Origin of the sequence: Pseudomonas sp. FSL L8-0168 (genome assembly GCF_037976155.1) — a bacterium.
GTDB lineage: Bacteria > Pseudomonadota > Gammaproteobacteria > Pseudomonadales > Pseudomonadaceae > Aquipseudomonas > Aquipseudomonas paracarnis.
In genome coordinates, this window is record NZ_CP150262.1 from 4881021 (window position 1) to 4896042 (window position 15022).

Below are 15022 nucleotides of genomic sequence, written 5' to 3' on the forward strand. Positions count from 1 at the left end.
GAAATGCCGTGGCCACCCTGGACGATGACTAACTGATCTTGCGGTAACGAAACTACATGCAACTCATAACTGAAATTGTTCACCCCGAGCTGAAATCCAAACAGGGCAGAGTATTCCGTCGACATGCAGCACGCGGCATCGTGATGCGGGATGAACAGATCCTGTTGCTGTTCACCGAGCGCTATAACGACTTCAGCTTTCCTGGAGGCGGTCTTGATGGTGACGAGAGCATTGTCACAGGCTTGAAGCGTGAGCTTGAGGAAGAGACTGGTGCCCGTGAAATACAGGTGCTCCAGCACTACGGTTACATCGAGGAGTACCGGCCCTATTGGAAGCCACAGTACGATCTGATGCACATGACCTCGCATTTTTATCAATGCGAAGTCGCGCCCCAGCTAGCGCCCGTAAGAATGGAAAGCCACGAAATCGCTAATGGTATGCGGCCTGTCTAGATCAACCTGCATGAAGCCATAACGCATAATGAAGCCGTGATGCAGCGTCAGGAGTCATCGATGGGGCAGTTCATTCAGCGCGAAACGTTCATGCTGAAAAAAATCGCGTCCGAGTTGATGCCGCCAATCAGCCTTTGAGGGGATATTTCAGCAACTTGTGGCGTAAAGCACGATGACCTCGCTTCGCGAGACGATGTTCCGGCCACAGGATTTCTGTCAGGGAGAAACTCCGTGGCCGGCTCGCTTACGCTTATTTAGAAACCGTGGCGGCGACAATGGCGGGCGCAGCGCTGCGTCGCAAAATCAGGACTCCACCGATTGCAGCCAGGGTCGAACCAATCAACACGCCGACTTTTACCTCATCGATCAGGTGAGCTGATCCAGCAAACGCCAGGTTTCCGATGAACAGGCTCATGGTGAAGCCGATGCCACACAAGAGCGCAACGCCGTAAAGCTGTGCCCAATTGCTGCCTTCCGGCAGTTTGGCCAAGCCCATACGAATGGCCAGAGCAGCCAATAGGAAGATGCCAATCTGCTTGCCCACCAACAAGCCGAGCGCAACACCCAGCGGAACCGGATCGACTAGGTTTTCCATCGAAATACCGGCCAATGAAACACCCGCATTGGCGAAGCCAAAAATCGGCACCACAGCGAACGCTACCCACATATGCAGCTTTTCTTCTAGGAACAGCAGTGGAGACCGGGCTTCCTCTTCAGGCTTACCCATTGGAACGCACAGCGCTACAGCGACACCCGCAAGGGTGGCGTGCACTCCCGATTGCAGCACGAAGAACCACAGCACACCACCTACCAGCAGATACGGGAACAATCGTCTGACGCCCAATCGATTCATTGCGATCAGAATGGCCAAGGTTGCAAGCGATGCCAGCAACATCGGCATGGAAAGACCAGAGGTGTAGAAAAAGGCAATGATGACTACAGCACCCAGGTCGTCAATGATCGCCAAGGCGGCGAGGAAGACCTTCAGCGACGTAGGGACTCGCCTCCCCAGCAACGACAAGACGCCCAAGGCGAATGCGATGTCGGTAGCGGCTGGGATAGCCCACCCCTTCAAAGTCTCAGAATTACCCCAGTTGATTGCGATGTAGATCAGCGCAGGCACAACCATGCCACCTAAAGCACCAAACCCCGGCAGGGCGCGCTGGCCCCAAGTAGAAAGCCCACCTGCCAGAACCTCTCTTTTGATCTCTAGGCCGACCATCAGGAAGAAGATGGCCATGAGGCCATCATTGACCCAATGCTCCACAGACATGCCCAACCAGACACTGTGCAAGGCGGCAAAATAACCTTGCGAGAGAGGCGAGTTCGCCACGATTAGGGCCGCGAGTGCTGCGCCCATCAGTACAAGACCGCCAGCGGATTCCGACGATAGGAAGCGAGCCAGAATCGCGGCTGCTCTAGGGGTTTCTGCGGGAGCTCTACTATGAGTCATCAGTGTCCTTGCGCTTTGATCCAAAGCGATTATTTTAACATCCGAGGTTTACCAGCGCGGCAGGGCACATAGCCTGTAACGATTTACACCGAGCCTTAATCAGCCTTCAGTGTGTTCCCAGGCACGGGCTCGCTCATGAAACGTAGGAGCGCGCTCCAAGCACATAGCCTCACTAGGCGAGCGAGCATCGATCCTTCTTTACAGGCGTGTGGCTCCTCGGATATTTGATGATTGAAGCAACTGAGGCCCAGCATAAATGCACGCACCTCAGCGCGATCCTACGACAGTGGCATTTGAATCTGGAGTAAGCCTATTTGGGGATATACGCCGCTACCGACTTGCGAATCTCTTCCCGCGCCTCATCCGCGCTCCCCCAACGCCCCATCTTCACCCACTTACCCGGCTCCAATGCTTTGTAGTTTTCGAAGAAGTGCTGGATCTGTGCGAGGAGTAACGCAGGGAGGTCTGAGCACTCTTTCACGTCGGTGTACATTGAACTAAGTTTTTCATGAGGCACTGCGATCACCTTGGCATCCGCACCAGCTTCATCCGTCATGTAGATCACACCAACCGGGCGACTGCGGATGACAACTCCAGGTGAGACGGGATATAGGCAAACCACCAGGACGTCCAGCGGATCGCCATCGTCGCTCAGCGTGTTCGGGATAAACCCGTAGTTGGCCGGGTAGAACATCGGCGTGCTGAGGAAGCGGTCAACAAAAATTTGTCCGCTCGGCTTGTCCACTTCGTACTTAATCGGCAAGTGGTTTGCAGGAATCTCGATAACGGTGAAAAAGTCATCGGGGATGGCGTTGCCAGCTGGGATGTCCGCGTAGCTCATGTTCATAGCTCCGAAGTTGTGGAGGGTGTTGAGCTGGAAGGTGTTTTTCCAAGGGTGCCCATCTCGATTGGCGTCTTCGTGAAAAACACCGATATTTCCTCAGAGTCCAATCGTTTGAACAATCGTTTTGCCTCATCTTCCGTGATTGCAAAGCGAATCTCCGTGGGTTGATCCGCCAGCTCAAAAAAGTGCGATGAATGCAGTTTTCCTGTGTGCCCAAACCCTTCGATTCCGGTGCAGAGCGTGGCGCCTCGCAACCCCATTTCTTTAGCCACGTCGACGATCCATTCGCCTAGCATCTTTCCCTGATAACGACGGTTTTGTTGGGTGAAGAAAACGACCATATAGCCTTTCATTTCTATCTCCTCAGCGAGTACCAATCATTTGGTAGGACAGAAGCCCGGCAGCGGTCATCGCTAACGAGCCTGCAACGTGCAACGAAATTGAGCCAAGCGCCCATACCAGTCTGCCCTCCTGAATCAAGGCAACCGTTTCGGCTGAAAATGTAGAGAAGGTAGTAAGCCCACCACAGAAGCCCGTGATGATCAGGAGACGCCACTCTGGACTAAGGGTAGGGGAAGCGGCCAAGAAGGCGATGGCCAGGCCGATGATGTAGCCCCCAACCATGTTCGCGACCACAGTACCTGGAGGAATCGTAGGAAACAGAGCATTCAGTTTCATGCCCAATATCCAGCGCAACCAGGCTCCAAGTGAAGCGCCAACGGCGATGACCATTAATGACTTCAGCATGGCGAGCCCACCTCATCAGACCTGAGTGGACTAACTCGCAAGCGGCTCGCGCTGAAAGAAAAGGGAAACTCGGAGGGTAAGATCATAGCCTGTCCTAAAATGGAGGACAGGGAGACGCACCTACGCACCCTGTCCAGGGTTCACGTAGGCATCATCAGCACGAAGGCGGTTAAAGGAGGAATGCCATCTCCTGATCTGATCCTATAGCATCAGCGCCAATGGCATCAAGAGGCATCAAGAGCAGTTGCATGTAAGCGATCTGAAGGCCCTTTAGCCATGCAAGATGTTTGATCAATGATCCATGTACGGGCCGACCCTTTGCACGATTAGGTCATTTGGCGCATTTACATGGATTTAACCGATACCACTGCCACGTACTTGTACTTCTTCCTAGCAGCCTTCACAGCCTCCTGCTCAGCAAGCAATGAGCTCAACGTATCAGCCTCGTGAATCAACTCGACCATTTTCCCTTCAAACTCGTTTCCAACGCGTAACGTGACCCTCAACCTGGGCGTGAATGCTTTCGCTACTTTCTTCTTGGCTGCTGGAGCGACCACCGGTTTCGCGAGCACAACTTCTTCCACTGGCTCCTCTACTACAGGAGCAGACATCTGCTCCTCGGACTGAGGCGTACCGAATAACGCACGACGCATTTCTTCTTCAGTTAATTCAGAGTTCATAGAACATCTCAAAGGGGGCCGTAATCAGCTCGACGAATTCTACTAGGATGGCTGCTCCAGCGTGTCCTCTGGAAGTATGTATGAATCACCCGTTGCTCGACCTACATTCCTAGATCGACCTCGAGCCTGGCCCCCTTCAAGCTGGGCGGCAGCTTTTCGACTGGCATGGCCTTCAACAACTTGTCGGCGAGATGCTCCGCGTGAGCCGAATAGATCGCGATCCTGTCTGGCTCTAGTGGCCTGTAAGGTACTACCGCACCGACAGATGCTTGGGCAATTCTCAGTATATTCAGCACGTCATTGCTAATGTGAAGACTTTCCAGGTACTCGACGGTTGCGCGTGCTCGCGGCTCTGCCTTTGTCCATAGTTCGACAACGATGTGATGAAGCCCTACGGGCCAAGGTGTTGCAGAGCACTCTTCCACAGCAAACCTTCTTGGGACATTTTCAGCCTGGTGCTGGTCATCCAGAAGTCACGGCTGTTCGGGCTTGGTTGTTTTCAAATACCTACGAACAGTCGCTTCAGAAAGCCCCAACCTTTCCGCGATCTCAGCAACAGAAATTCCCCACTGCTTCAATCGATTGGCCTCAATGGTATTTCTAGCCGCATCAGGACGAGCTGGCCGCCCAGGACGTGGCTTTCCAGTTCGAGCCTGCGACTCAATCTCAAGATCGATCCCTGCCTTCCTAATTCTTGCGAGTTGCTTCGTAAGACGTTTCTGACCGTCCTTGAATGACTCGTGATTTTGCATGGAGGTCGCCATCAGCAGGAGCGTAGCCGGATCGAGGTCTAGGATCCCGGCGAGCCTCACCAGGACGTCGAGTCCAATACTGACTTCTCCGCGCTCTATACGGCTGAAATGAGAGCGCCCAAGATTGTTGATGTCCTCTTGGGACAGACCTTGGCCTCTGCGAATTCCACGAACCACGACAGCCAGTGCTTCTGCCGCATCCATCGGTATTTTCCCCAACCAAATCTGAGGATAAAGCCACACCCAGTCGCTTCATAACACGCCCAATCAGGTTCGTTATGATTGCCTTGGGGCTTATCTAGAGGTTTAATAGCTTTACCCATGCGCCACGGCCACGAAAAAGCAGCCCTGTCGTGGATCAGCCAAGCCATCGTGAACGGCGGGCAGAGAGAGTTGAATTGTCAATTTGATGGTAATTACTGAGGGGAAGCCTTATGGCTAGCGTCGTAGAACCCGACTTTATGAAGGGGCCACGTACACCACTGGAAGGCCTGTCGAGCAGCTCTGATGCACGAGCGCTGGCGAACCAACGTTTTCCCGAAAAGCCTTACTGCTTGGTTCGAGACTGGACAATATTTCGCATTGAAGTCACCCGCGACGAACTCTTCAAATGCCAAGCAGCGGGCCAGCTCCCGATGATCCTGTTTGCTCACAACGTGGCAGAGGACAGCCAAGGTCGTTTCGAACGCGGCGATTGGGTTCGTTCAAGCATGTGCACAGGTCTCCACGACGGTGTTGCGTTCGAGACCAGAAACTCTATTTACGTGTTGATTGGCCCTGGTCATGAACAGCTCGCGAGCCTGAAAGACGTTTTCTCCCTCTTTTAACTGCGCTCTATATCGGAGCCCGTTCAGGCCAAGGACATACGATGTTTAGAACACACGACGCCGACATGCTCGGTCTACCAGGTATGTTTGGTGAAGGTCAGTACCAATGGCATCAGGTATCCAAAGTGCTTCGTAATCACTGGTATCACGTAACTGTCCAGGCCAAGTACGAGGACAGAATTTCAGAGGCGGTTCTGATGATCGACAGCGAACCACGGCTTCAGCAACTGCTGATTTCCCAGGACGCGGAGACGATCATCACAGAGGTGCAAGTAGTCACACCTGCCCACATGAATGGCACGGGAGTTTGGCGCATGGAGAAACTGACCAAAGTGACGCTTGGTGAAGACCAAAACGAGTGTGTTGTGTGCCTGCTAGAGGTGGAGACCGGCTCCAAATACCACAGCTCTCACCAACCTGGCTTCAACACTGATGTGCTGAGCAACCTTCGTCCGATCTATCACGCAAACATGATTCGTACAGCCTGAGATTTACCAAGATTCCTGCACGATACCAGCACAGTTGGTTGCGTGTGGTTTTCCTGGTAACGCCATACTGGCTGCGAAAGGAGCGCAATTATGCTGAACACTGTGGATGTGAATCTTCATGGAAAACGACATACAGATTTCGATCTTGCACGAATCCTAAAAGCACAGGCGCAAGGCTTCGACAAACCGATAACAGCCTATCTCTGCGGAGTATCCATAAAGGCTCGTGCTGGATTAGGCGTCGTGTTTGGTCACAACCGCAAAGACCAATATGGACGGTTCGGCGACGGTCACCTGATCCGGACTTCTGACGTGATTAAGGCGGAGCGCGAGGGCCGATTTTGGGTACTTACCACAGAGAATTCACGCTACGTGATCGCGACGTTTCAGCACGGTAATGGGCGTGCGAGTCTTCGCCAGTTTCTGCGATTGTCAGACGGCCAACACCATCTTTCCCCGCACTTACTGCAGTAGTGGCGCAGCCCTCAACGCCCTCATTCTGCGGTATGCCTTTTTCAAAGCAAGGCATCGAAATCTGGTGTCTTGTTGGAAGCATGGATGTTCAGCCGGCACTGCAGCGCCATACCGTAAGCTGTCTCCAGATGCGTAGCCAGCGAGCCACCCATTTCGATATGTTGAGATAAAACCACCTGGTGATCTGCATCTGTAAGAACATTGGTGAAAATGAGCCAGGAATGCATGTGTGGCGTTGTCTGGGTTATCGCTTGAGCAACACTTTCTGAGAGAGCTCTGGCCTTGCGATCATCAGTGATGAAGGCTTGGCGGATTCTGCTTGCGAAGGCGATTGACGACAGCTCGCCTTTTCCGAGTTTTTTTCGGCTTTCAAGGGCTGCGATGGCTTGGAGATCGTCAATGCTGCAGGAATGGGACGCGAATTTGCCCTTGGTCTGCTCTTGCTTGAGGCGCTCTCTCAACTCGAGGTCTGCTTCGGTGGCGGCTGTGCGGGGCTTGACCAGGCATTCGTATAGGACGAATCCAGTCATGCAGAACTCACACTTGGCTTCTTGAGCTGCCGCATACAGTCGGCGCGAAGACAAAATGTTCCACACCGAGCAGGTGTCGGCCACATTGATCTTGTGGAATTTCGATGGATCAATAGCCATGTATTGTCCTTCCATATAGAGAGGCAAGTGCTGCCAGTTCGCCATAGCCGCAGAGAAGAGCTTCGGCCAGCCTGCCGAGGCTGATGATGCCTTGGCTATGTGCGTCCAGGCAAAGCTTCACGTAATGGTCGGACAGACCGCGTTCGAGCAGAGCGACTTTTCTCGCGCGTTGCTGGAGGGTGAGGCTCTCAGGTAGTTCGGGGTCTATCTTGGCTTGTCGAGTAACACGGTAACCTCGGATTCGTCGACTGGTATCAATGTCGGCTCGCTTCGCGGCCTTCAAGGCTATACCCAAGGCGTCACAGCTCACTCGAAACTTATTAGCCCATCCTTGAGCTTCCTCTTCAGACCAAGTAGTTGGGTCAGGAAGCAAGCTGAGCGTTTCTGGAGGCATGAGGTAACAGGAGGCGAACCTATTCGCCCGCACCTCCCGGATGTCTTTGTCTCCCGGGATGGTTACGCTTGCTCCTTCTTCACTATCAAAAATGCAGTGAGCCATCTCGTGCGCTGCACTGAATCGCTGTCGGTAAACGTCCTCGGTGTAGTTAACTAAAATGCATTTGCCGGCGACGGGGTGCATCACAAAGAGGCCTGAGATTTTGGAGTTGTCTAGCTTTCGCCGGAACACATGCACACCGACTGAGCGAAACTCGGAGTAGATGTCTCGGGGCACCTCTCGGTCTGTATGACCCATTTGCCGGCGAAATGCCTTTGCCGCGCCCTCGGCATGAGATAGGAAGTAGTTACCCCGTGGGGTGTAGGCAAAGGTACTGACAGCACCACGGAGTTCTTGGGTTAAAAATTCTTCGGTTTCGCAGATGTACAGAAACTCTTGAATGGCAGAGCGATCTTCCTTCGAGAACTCACGGCCATGCGCCCGGTAGAGCGTTTCAGTTTGCTCAAATGGGGCGACCTGCTCGTTTGAAATAAAGAATTTGAAGTCGCATCGATAGTAGTCGGCAAGGATGAGCACCTCGTCTCCGGTAGGCTCCAACGCACCTTTCTCGATACTACTCAGGCGCTCAACGTTGATTGCTGTGAAAGCTGCGACTTCGTCAACGGTTCGCTGAAGCTGAATACGGTAGCGTTGAAGCTTGTCACCAAGGGCCTGGAGATTCATGCGCTGTTTGACGTCCTGTTAGGCAATGCACCGAGACATCATAGTCGGTTTTCAAGGCGCTCCACTTCTCGAGTCCACATCTATATCGCTTTATTGGAGCTTGAATCGCCGGATTGTTAGTTGGATCGCTGAGGGTGCGAGTCTTCCCCATCTCACCATTCGTTGAGGTAGCATCAGCAGCACAAACTGCGCTTACCAGCCCAAACCGCGCTATGCAATTTCCAGGAGGAAGTCCATGTCCGACGAATCTAGTCGTTTGTCTTTGTTTGAAGAGGACTATCTTCTACGTGAGCTTGGGCCTGTGGCCCATGTACCGCAGGTGGCGCTTACTGAGCTGGTCGCGAACGCTTGGGATGCAGGCGCAAGTCTAGTTGAACTGTTTCTTCCATCTGAACTGGGTGGCACCTTGACTGTGATCGACGATGGTCATGGCATGACGCCCAAACAGTTTAGTCGGCGTTGGATGACGCTTCGCTACAACCGACTGAAGCATCAAAGCTGGAAAGTGGAGTTTCCTAAAGGGAAGGATGGTAAAGCCAGAAAAGCTTATGGCCGAAATGGTGTCGGTCGCCACGGACTTCTCTGTTTCGCGGATGAGTACCGTGTAGAAACATGGCGAGATGGGATACTCAGCACATTTGTCGTGGGTACGGAATCAGGGCCGAGTCCATTTGTGGTTCGCTCTGAAGAGTTCAGTGAGCGAGAGGGTGAAGGCACTAGGTTGTCGGTTGTAGTCAATCGCAAAATGCCCGACCTTGAAGAAATCATCACCGTTCTTGCAGCACGCTTCATCCACGATCCTGGATTTCAGATCCGAGTTAATGGAACCCCCCTGACGTTAGCAAAGCTTGAGCAGCACGCCAGGTCGCACACGCTGACCCTCAGTGAGGGGCGGACGGCGAAGGTGATCGTTATTGATTCTACTCAGCAGAATCACTCATCGATTCATCAAGGCGTTGCGTTTTGGGTAGATCATCGACTTGTCGGTGATCCAACATGGGCTATCGGTCAGGTAGCAAATTTCGATGGCCGAACTCGATTCGCCAAACGGTACAAGATCATCGTCGACACTTTGGGTTTCGAGGATCACGTACTTGCGGACTGGACAGGATTTCGTACAACGCCAGCAGTAAAAGAGTTGTATCAGGCTACAGCCGACCACATCAGTCAGGTTGCTGATGAGTTAGCAGCAGAAGTTGTCGAGTCCACTTCAGAAGACGCTCTTGTCCAGAATCGTGCTGAACTCAAGTCGTTGGGCCAGGGGGCGCAGCTCGAAGTCACTGAATTTACCAAAGCTGTTGCTCAGGCGCATCCGATGGTATCTCCGGAGTTTTTGGCGACAGCAGTCAAAGCGGTGATCAATCTGGAAAAGTCCAAGAGTGGGGCTGCGCTCCTTCATAAACTCGCCAACCTAGATACAAAGGATGTTGAGGGACTCGATACGTTGTTGGCTGATTGGTCTGTCAAAGACGCACTTCGCGTGTTGGATGAGATAGATGACAGACTGAGCGTCATAGAGGCCATTGCTAGGCTGGCAGAGGATCCGAACACAGATGAGCTCCACACCCTCCACCCACTGATCCTGCGATCCCGCTGGCTTTTCGGCCCGGAGTTCGAATCAGTGGAATACTGTTCGAACACCACATTGCGAAGCGTAGCCAAACAGCTATGGGGCGACGGGGACGCATCGTTTCAGAACGAGAAAAAACGCCCAGACGTTGTTGTCTTGCCTGATCGCAGCATGGTGCAGCTGGTGGGTATAGAGCGATTTGATCCGCAAGACCCGACCATCGCGCAGATGCAGAACATCCTTCTGATCGAGCTGAAGAGAGGGGGATTCAAAATCAAGCGGGACGAGGTCAATCAGGCCGACGGTTATGTGCAGGATATTGCTAATTCTGGATATGTAAATGGCGCGCCCTTTGTCACGGCCTGGGTGGTCGGACAGTCAATTGCATCGGGAGTGGGTACCGAGAAAACTGTAGGTGATGACTCGCGCAAATATGGTCAAGTCAGAGCAACGACTTATGGGGCACTTGTGGGCACGGCTAACCTGCGACTGATGCGCTTGCGTAAGACGCTGGAGGAACGATATGACAACCTGCCAACCGACACGTTGCTCGCTAAGGTGTTATCGATCCAAGAACAGGCAACGCTCGATTTAAATACGTCAAACCCAGTGCAACATCAGGATGAGAGTGCTGCGCTGGCAGTCGCTCAGTGAAGCATCGTATCAATCTATGGGTTGATTACAGGTATTAGCGCCGTCGCAATTCCGGCCTGTCGTCAGCATCATAGATTTTTCCGCCTGTGCTGAAGCAATCAGCAAGGCTAGTTTTGCCAAAACCCAATGAAAGATACCTTCAAGCCGGTGTCAAATACTCAAGGACTCTTTGTGCCTTCAACTCTAGTAGACATTATCATCCGCGACCGAGGCGCGCAGGCTTATACCGATTACGCGGAGTTTCAAATTACCGATCCTGATGTGATCGTTAGTGCCGCTAGGCAAACGCTCGAATCGATCCCTCCATCATTTGGTTCTTGCGTCATGGTCAGTGCTGGCTTCACTGCAATTCTCAAATCTCAAGGGATACCCGCAGTTGTCGTCCTGGGAGACCTGCTGATTAACGGCCAGTATGCTTTCGAATGCAGGGGGAACATTCCAGGGGCAACCTACGAGGGAGAGTTTGTGGACGCCAAGTGGGACGGTCACGCCTGGGTAATGCTCGCAGGTGTCCTCTGCGACCTGTCGATCTTCCGAAGCGCCTACGCCACTAAAACGCCAAGCAACCTCAAAACCTTCATCAGCCAGCAGTTCGGTGAGGGTAAGGGAGCACTGATGTGTCCTCACGATAGCTTGCCGGTCGGCATGGAGTTTGTGCCCAAATTTGCGCTCAATGACGATCAGATTCTGGGGATTCTGGACGGTTTGTCCAGGCAGCACTTGAGACTAAGTGACGAAATTCGAGGCGGCATTCCCGGCTGTGTCGGGAGCTGAATACGGCTAGAAAATAAGGGCGGCGCTGACATCAGTGCGAGATTAGCCAGGCTTCCATTTTTTGCAGTCTGCCCATTTCGAGAAGCTTCGGTTTTCCTAAATCTAAAAGCATGAGTAGCTCTTGCCTGCACTCTGGTGATGAAAACCATTCAGCGACCTCGACATTGCAGTGCCTGGACTCACTCAGGGCCCATTTCACAACCATGTCCGCTGCTGCTCGGTAGTGATCCGCCATGAAGAGTCGTCGCCCCTCTGCAAACCAACCAAGCTTGGCTAGTTGTTCAGTGACGTCAATGACGCCCGCGTGATCAAAAAAACCGGTGGTGTCTGGATAGTGAATACCTGCCAGGGACACCTTCGCCGCCCCTGCTTCTCGGTCAAAGTAGGACAGAAAATGCCACCCACCTGTAGTGCTTCCAGCGTGCGGAAAGTTGATCGCGGCCTTGCCAGTGATGTAGTGCGTGCGGGAAACGCGTTTGAGATCAAAATCGAACAGTGGCTGCCTCATGGGAGCTTTTTGAGCCGGGCTAGACCCTGTTTGATATGACCAGCGTTCTCACCAATTGTGTAGAGCGCGCCACGAACGTTGTCCCCGACCTCCGCATGCCCCTGGGCTTCGACCTGGAGGGTCAGCTCCATGAGAGCAGCTTCAAGGGCGAGCTGATTTTGGTACATCCTTTCCAGCACATCTGATAGCGAGTATTCACTGGGCATCTACATGGACTCCTTGATGTCGACCCAGCATAGCTCGATGATGAGTCAGCAAGTGTCTTGCGGGTATAGGCATACCCTGAGAGCACCTTATGAGCGTCCCGTCCCTAAGTAGTCTCAAGGTGTTTGATTTGCAAGCTAGAACAGCAAGAAGCCCGAAGGACAGAGATGCCCGCTAGACACTTGGTCGGTTTTTATTGACCCGCCGTACCGGATTTATCAGAGGCCGGGCCTCCATTGAAGCTAAAATCGGTGGTGCCGTTGGTGATCCATTCGACCAGCTTTTCCTTGTGAGTGTAAGCCACCACTCCACGTTTTTGAGTCGGATCGAATCTTAAGACGCGCCATATACCGAAATCGGGGCCGAAGTCGATGAACACGGGTTTGGAAACCCACCAGCGAGCAAAAAGCTTGCTGCGGGAATGCCAGCTAAATGAAGCCAGTCCATTCTCCGACACTTTCGACAAACCCATTCTGAAGTTGTACCTGTCGAACTCAGTCCGCGTGCCATCGATCACCCAGATCATATTTTGATAGTAGTTTTGCCTCGCGATTACCTCTTCAGGATGTATCGTCGATCTCTGAAACTCAATAACCATCCCTGAAGGCGTTCGGACATCTGCTATATGTCTCTCCCCTGAGGACGCTTGCAACACAACTTCCTGCCACTCGGTTGGGAACATATTCTTCCAATCGCGATGCCATGCCGTTTCCGTTTCCCACCACGGATCGCAATTGTCCAAACGTTTATGAGCCCAATGCCAGACGACATGGTTCCCGCATTTAGCGACAGTCTGGGAACCACAAAAACTGCAAACACCACGTGCTTTTGGAGTGGCCTCTACACGAGCGCCTTCAAGCAATGAGTATTTCATTTTCTTCCTTGATGATAAAAATGAGGGGCGGTAGCTCTTAACTTCCTAGTTGTCAGTACCTTGTGACCCACAGGACGAAAGACAAATATCTGAACACGGTAGTCGTCGTGTCGCTCTGGCCTCTTTCAACAATTGCTCAGCGTACATAGCCGGATCATCATCTGGCAGCGGGTAGCCTGCAGCAGATAGAGCTTCGGCGCGCTCTTCAATGAGCAGACGCTCGGGATCGCGAACCGTTTGGTAGGCTCTGCCTGGTACGCGTCGAGTCGTGTCCATTCTCGGCTCCCCAGAAGGCTGATGGCTAAGAGCGACTAAATTACTTTTAGAACGATAACAGAACGCTCTGAATAGCGATGCTCCGCTGCGAGTCACGAGGGAGGGTGCGTTACGATCTATGTTTCACAGAGGCGCAAACACCAAGCAAGCGGAGCGCGCAGGCGTGAGGGATGCGAGCCCGCAGGGTCGAGACACGCCTTGGCGGGGCTCGATTTACGGCAGCCTGACGCCGCAGGCGGCACGCCATCAACGCCAACAAGAGGTAACTCAAATGCCCGACGATGAACTGCGCGAACTGGAGGCCAAGAGACGAAAGGCTTTGTGGATACTTGCGCACATATCTCCAGGCGATTCGAAGGCGTTCGATGCCTTATCCATCCTTGATGACCTTGACCTTCAAGAACGGAAATACTCCCCCAATGCTGACAAGGCACTTGATCTCAACCAGCTTCGGGATTGTGTCACGCTGCAGCATCACAACTCCGGAATCGACATCATTTTGGAGCAGACTATCCCCCAGCCCTGGAGGGAGCGCTTCAATCAGGCGAGTATCGGGTCGACCAGATTGTTAGATGGGCCTTACGCTGCGGACTGGTATAAATTCCTGGCTTGTTGGGAATCAGAGATGCAGCACCTCGAGGCACACAGAACTGCCAGAAGTAAGCCCAAGCTGGATTGATGCAGACGGAGAATAGACGTGGAACGAGACAGCGATGACACCGTGTATTGCGACATCCAAATGCCGGTGGCTCAAGGGCGTGAGCTATTGGCGTTAGTGAATGCCCTGCGAGAGTCGAAAGCTCATCCAAGTCTCGACAGAGTTTTTGAACACATGCAGGACGAGCTCAGCACCTCAATCGACATCGTTAAGAATCCTCCATCGTGGGGCCCATGGGGGCCGACGCATAACTGAGCCTTTAGTCGGCTATCCTTTCCATTCAGACGAGCAAACGCTGACTGGGAGCATGGAAGACTCAAAAAACGTCGCTCCGGCGCCCTATAAAGGGGCGAAAATAACGGCAAAATACACTTTAAGTGGGTGATTGCCATATGCCATACTCGGTTATCAACGATTTTTCGCCCAGCTTGGCCACCTCCCTGATGGAGGTTTTAGTCGCTATGGTAACGACTAGCAGGAGAAGAGCCTTAATGGCGTTCCTGAGAAGCGGAGCTGTGACGGGGCTGCCGTTTGCCGAGTTCTGAGGCTGCTTGTTTATTGAACCTTGGGGGCTTTCGCCAAGTCTGAACTATAGTCGTAAAGCCGCTTGTCGGCTGACGGCAGGTACTGCTTGTGAAGCTTGGTGAACGAGCTCGATAATCCGCACCGCTTTTGCTAGCGAGGCAGTATTACGTTTTTTTCCATTGAAAGCAGTGGTCGCGCATTGGAATTCGTTGATGCACCGTGGAACAAAATTCTTAGAGGATGGAGCTATGACTCTTGAGCGTATGATCGAAGAGGCCCGTAACCGTAACGGTTCTCATGAAGCCAGCCTAAAGGCGGCTCGTGATCGCATGGCCGCGACTAACCACCGTCTGGCACGTGAATTCGCTAAACAAGAAGTCACTGCGACGCTGCTTGCCAAGACCTGCAGCCTCTAATAAATCCCTTCATCCGAAAGCAGCCTAATGGGCTGCTTTTTTTTGCGCGATCACAATGACTCCATACCTCATCACC

At 52.9% G+C, this 15022-nt stretch carries 19 protein-coding genes, 1 pseudogene and 1 riboswitch; of the genes and pseudogenes, 9 read left to right on the top strand and 11 right to left on the bottom strand.

Features of this window, described 5'->3' with window-relative positions:
* Nucleotides 1-56: 56 nt before the first annotated feature.
* Nucleotides 57-590: pseudogene (locus MHH62_RS22480) on the top strand (NUDIX domain-containing protein).
* A 112-nt stretch (nucleotides 591-702) separates the two neighbouring features.
* On the opposite strand, the gene nhaA reads toward MHH62_RS22480, so the two are convergent.
* The 6 genes from nhaA to MHH62_RS22510 form a co-directional block, all read right to left on the bottom strand.
* Nucleotides 703-1905, bottom strand: a complete 1203-nt coding sequence (nhaA, locus tag MHH62_RS22485) for a Na+/H+ antiporter NhaA (protein WP_106115699.1) — start codon at nucleotides 1903-1905, stop codon at nucleotides 703-705.
* Between the two features lie 310 nt (nucleotides 1906-2215).
* Nucleotides 2216-2746 (bottom strand): inorganic diphosphatase, encoded by a 531-nt coding sequence (gene ppa, locus MHH62_RS22490; RefSeq protein WP_131670594.1) that lies wholly within the window; start codon nucleotides 2744-2746, stop codon nucleotides 2216-2218.
* 2 nt (nucleotides 2747-2748) lie between these two features.
* Nucleotides 2749-3102, bottom strand: a complete 354-nt coding sequence (locus MHH62_RS22495) for a DUF190 domain-containing protein (protein WP_131670595.1) — start codon at nucleotides 3100-3102, stop codon at nucleotides 2749-2751.
* Nucleotides 3103-3112: 10 nt separating this feature from the next.
* Nucleotides 3113-3496: a fluoride efflux transporter CrcB gene (gene crcB, locus MHH62_RS22500; RefSeq protein WP_017337059.1), complete on the bottom strand. Its 384-nt coding sequence runs from the start codon at nucleotides 3494-3496 to the stop codon at nucleotides 3113-3115.
* Nucleotides 3497-3634: 138 nt separating this feature from the next.
* A riboswitch (Fluoride riboswitch) is annotated at nucleotides 3635-3696 on the bottom strand.
* A 144-nt stretch (nucleotides 3697-3840) separates the two neighbouring features.
* Complete coding sequence (locus MHH62_RS22505) at nucleotides 3841-4176, bottom strand: hypothetical protein (RefSeq protein ID WP_339231939.1); 336 nt, start codon at nucleotides 4174-4176, stop codon at nucleotides 3841-3843.
* 473 nt (nucleotides 4177-4649) lie between these two features.
* Complete coding sequence (locus MHH62_RS22510; protein ID WP_131670597.1) at nucleotides 4650-5132, bottom strand: helix-turn-helix transcriptional regulator; 483 nt, start codon at nucleotides 5130-5132, stop codon at nucleotides 4650-4652.
* A gap of 230 nt (nucleotides 5133-5362) precedes the next feature.
* On the opposite strand from MHH62_RS22510, the gene MHH62_RS22515 reads away from it, so the two are divergent.
* The 3 genes from MHH62_RS22515 (at nucleotide 5363) to MHH62_RS22525 (ending at nucleotide 6717) form a co-directional block, all read left to right on the top strand.
* Nucleotides 5363-5755: a hypothetical protein gene (locus tag MHH62_RS22515; RefSeq protein ID WP_131670598.1), complete on the top strand. Its 393-nt coding sequence runs from the start codon at nucleotides 5363-5365 to the stop codon at nucleotides 5753-5755.
* 41 nt (nucleotides 5756-5796) lie between these two features.
* Nucleotides 5797-6243, top strand: coding sequence for a hypothetical protein (locus tag MHH62_RS22520; protein WP_131670599.1), 447 nt, complete (start codon nucleotides 5797-5799; stop codon nucleotides 6241-6243).
* A 90-nt stretch (nucleotides 6244-6333) separates the two neighbouring features.
* Nucleotides 6334-6717 (top strand): hypothetical protein, encoded by a 384-nt coding sequence (locus tag MHH62_RS22525; RefSeq protein WP_131670600.1) that lies wholly within the window; start codon nucleotides 6334-6336, stop codon nucleotides 6715-6717.
* A gap of 41 nt (nucleotides 6718-6758) precedes the next feature.
* On the opposite strand, the gene MHH62_RS22530 is transcribed toward MHH62_RS22525, so the two are convergent.
* Nucleotides 6759-7367 carry a hypothetical protein gene (locus MHH62_RS22530; protein ID WP_131670601.1) on the bottom strand — a complete coding sequence of 203 codons (609 nt, stop codon included), beginning with the start codon at nucleotides 7365-7367 and terminating at the stop codon, nucleotides 6759-6761.
* Entirely contained in the window at nucleotides 7357-8487 is a 1131-nt protein-coding gene (locus MHH62_RS22535) for an XRE family transcriptional regulator (RefSeq protein ID WP_131670602.1), read from the bottom strand. Before MHH62_RS22535 ends, MHH62_RS22530 begins: the two co-directional genes overlap by 11 nt.
* Nucleotides 8488-8722: 235 nt before the next feature.
* Here MHH62_RS22535 and MHH62_RS22540 point away from each other — a divergent pair, with 235 nt between their 5' ends.
* On the top strand, nucleotides 8723-10711 hold the full coding sequence (locus tag MHH62_RS22540; RefSeq protein ID WP_131670603.1) for an ATP-binding protein: 1989 nt from the start codon (nucleotides 8723-8725) through the stop codon (nucleotides 10709-10711).
* Nucleotides 10712-10837: 126 nt separating this feature from the next.
* Nucleotides 10838-11485 carry a transglutaminase domain-containing protein gene (locus MHH62_RS22545; RefSeq protein ID WP_131670604.1) on the top strand — a complete coding sequence of 216 codons (648 nt, stop codon included), beginning with the start codon at nucleotides 10838-10840 and terminating at the stop codon, nucleotides 11483-11485.
* A 31-nt stretch (nucleotides 11486-11516) separates the two neighbouring features.
* On the opposite strand, the gene MHH62_RS22550 is transcribed toward MHH62_RS22545, so the two are convergent.
* The 3 genes from MHH62_RS22550 to MHH62_RS22560 all read right to left on the bottom strand — a co-directional run bounded on the left by MHH62_RS22550 (nucleotide 11517) and on the right by MHH62_RS22560 (nucleotide 13071).
* On the bottom strand, nucleotides 11517-11993 hold the full coding sequence (locus MHH62_RS22550; protein ID WP_131670605.1) for a hypothetical protein: 477 nt from the start codon (nucleotides 11991-11993) through the stop codon (nucleotides 11517-11519).
* Nucleotides 11990-12199: a hypothetical protein gene (locus MHH62_RS22555; RefSeq protein ID WP_127649286.1), complete on the bottom strand. Its 210-nt coding sequence runs from the start codon at nucleotides 12197-12199 to the stop codon at nucleotides 11990-11992. The genes MHH62_RS22550 and MHH62_RS22555 overlap by 4 nt, the downstream gene beginning before the upstream one ends.
* Before the next feature lie 191 nt (nucleotides 12200-12390).
* Nucleotides 12391-13071 carry a competence protein CoiA family protein gene (locus MHH62_RS22560; RefSeq protein WP_033898335.1) on the bottom strand — a complete coding sequence of 227 codons (681 nt, stop codon included), beginning with the start codon at nucleotides 13069-13071 and terminating at the stop codon, nucleotides 12391-12393.
* A 547-nt stretch (nucleotides 13072-13618) separates the two neighbouring features.
* On the opposite strand from MHH62_RS22560, the gene MHH62_RS22565 reads away from it, so the two are divergent.
* The 3 genes from MHH62_RS22565 to MHH62_RS22575 all read left to right on the top strand — a co-directional run bounded on the left by MHH62_RS22565 (nucleotide 13619) and on the right by MHH62_RS22575 (nucleotide 14946).
* Complete coding sequence (locus MHH62_RS22565) at nucleotides 13619-14026, top strand: hypothetical protein (RefSeq protein WP_038448081.1); 408 nt, start codon at nucleotides 13619-13621, stop codon at nucleotides 14024-14026.
* Between the two features lie 18 nt (nucleotides 14027-14044).
* Nucleotides 14045-14260 (top strand): hypothetical protein, encoded by a 216-nt coding sequence (locus MHH62_RS22570; protein ID WP_007246723.1) that lies wholly within the window; start codon nucleotides 14045-14047, stop codon nucleotides 14258-14260.
* Nucleotides 14261-14778: 518 nt separating this feature from the next.
* Nucleotides 14779-14946, top strand: a complete 168-nt coding sequence (locus tag MHH62_RS22575) for a hypothetical protein (RefSeq protein WP_010203399.1) — start codon at nucleotides 14779-14781, stop codon at nucleotides 14944-14946.
* The last annotated feature ends 76 nt before the right edge of the window (nucleotides 14947-15022 follow it).

Bases quoted from the DNA above. Each gene is read 5' to 3' on its own strand.
- nhaA (WP_106115699.1), bottom strand. From the start codon at position 1,905: ATGACTCATAGTAGAGCTCCCGCAGAAACCCCTAGAGCAGCCGCGATT.
- ppa (WP_131670594.1), bottom strand. From the start codon at position 2,746: ATGAGCTACGCGGACATCCCAGCTGGCAACGCCATCCCCGATGACTTT.
- MHH62_RS22495 (WP_131670595.1), bottom strand. From the start codon at position 3,102: ATGAAAGGCTATATGGTCGTTTTCTTCACCCAACAAAACCGTCGTTAT.
- crcB (WP_017337059.1), bottom strand. From the start codon at position 3,496: ATGCTGAAGTCATTAATGGTCATCGCCGTTGGCGCTTCACTTGGAGCC.
- MHH62_RS22505 (WP_339231939.1), bottom strand. From the start codon at position 4,176: ATGAACTCTGAATTAACTGAAGAAGAAATGCGTCGTGCGTTATTCGGT.
- MHH62_RS22510 (WP_131670597.1), bottom strand. From the start codon at position 5,132: ATGGATGCGGCAGAAGCACTGGCTGTCGTGGTTCGTGGAATTCGCAGA.
- MHH62_RS22515 (WP_131670598.1), top strand. From the start codon at position 5,363: ATGGCTAGCGTCGTAGAACCCGACTTTATGAAGGGGCCACGTACACCA.
- MHH62_RS22520 (WP_131670599.1), top strand. From the start codon at position 5,797: ATGTTTAGAACACACGACGCCGACATGCTCGGTCTACCAGGTATGTTT.
- MHH62_RS22525 (WP_131670600.1), top strand. From the start codon at position 6,334: ATGCTGAACACTGTGGATGTGAATCTTCATGGAAAACGACATACAGAT.
- MHH62_RS22530 (WP_131670601.1), bottom strand. From the start codon at position 7,367: ATGGCTATTGATCCATCGAAATTCCACAAGATCAATGTGGCCGACACC.
- MHH62_RS22535 (WP_131670602.1), bottom strand. From the start codon at position 8,487: ATGAATCTCCAGGCCCTTGGTGACAAGCTTCAACGCTACCGTATTCAG.
- MHH62_RS22540 (WP_131670603.1), top strand. From the start codon at position 8,723: ATGTCCGACGAATCTAGTCGTTTGTCTTTGTTTGAAGAGGACTATCTT.
- MHH62_RS22545 (WP_131670604.1), top strand. From the start codon at position 10,838: ATGAAAGATACCTTCAAGCCGGTGTCAAATACTCAAGGACTCTTTGTG.
- MHH62_RS22550 (WP_131670605.1), bottom strand. From the start codon at position 11,993: ATGAGGCAGCCACTGTTCGATTTTGATCTCAAACGCGTTTCCCGCACG.
- MHH62_RS22555 (WP_127649286.1), bottom strand. From the start codon at position 12,199: ATGCCCAGTGAATACTCGCTATCAGATGTGCTGGAAAGGATGTACCAA.
- MHH62_RS22560 (WP_033898335.1), bottom strand. From the start codon at position 13,071: ATGAAATACTCATTGCTTGAAGGCGCTCGTGTAGAGGCCACTCCAAAA.
- MHH62_RS22565 (WP_038448081.1), top strand. From the start codon at position 13,619: ATGCCCGACGATGAACTGCGCGAACTGGAGGCCAAGAGACGAAAGGCT.
- MHH62_RS22575 (WP_010203399.1), top strand. From the start codon at position 14,779: ATGACTCTTGAGCGTATGATCGAAGAGGCCCGTAACCGTAACGGTTCT.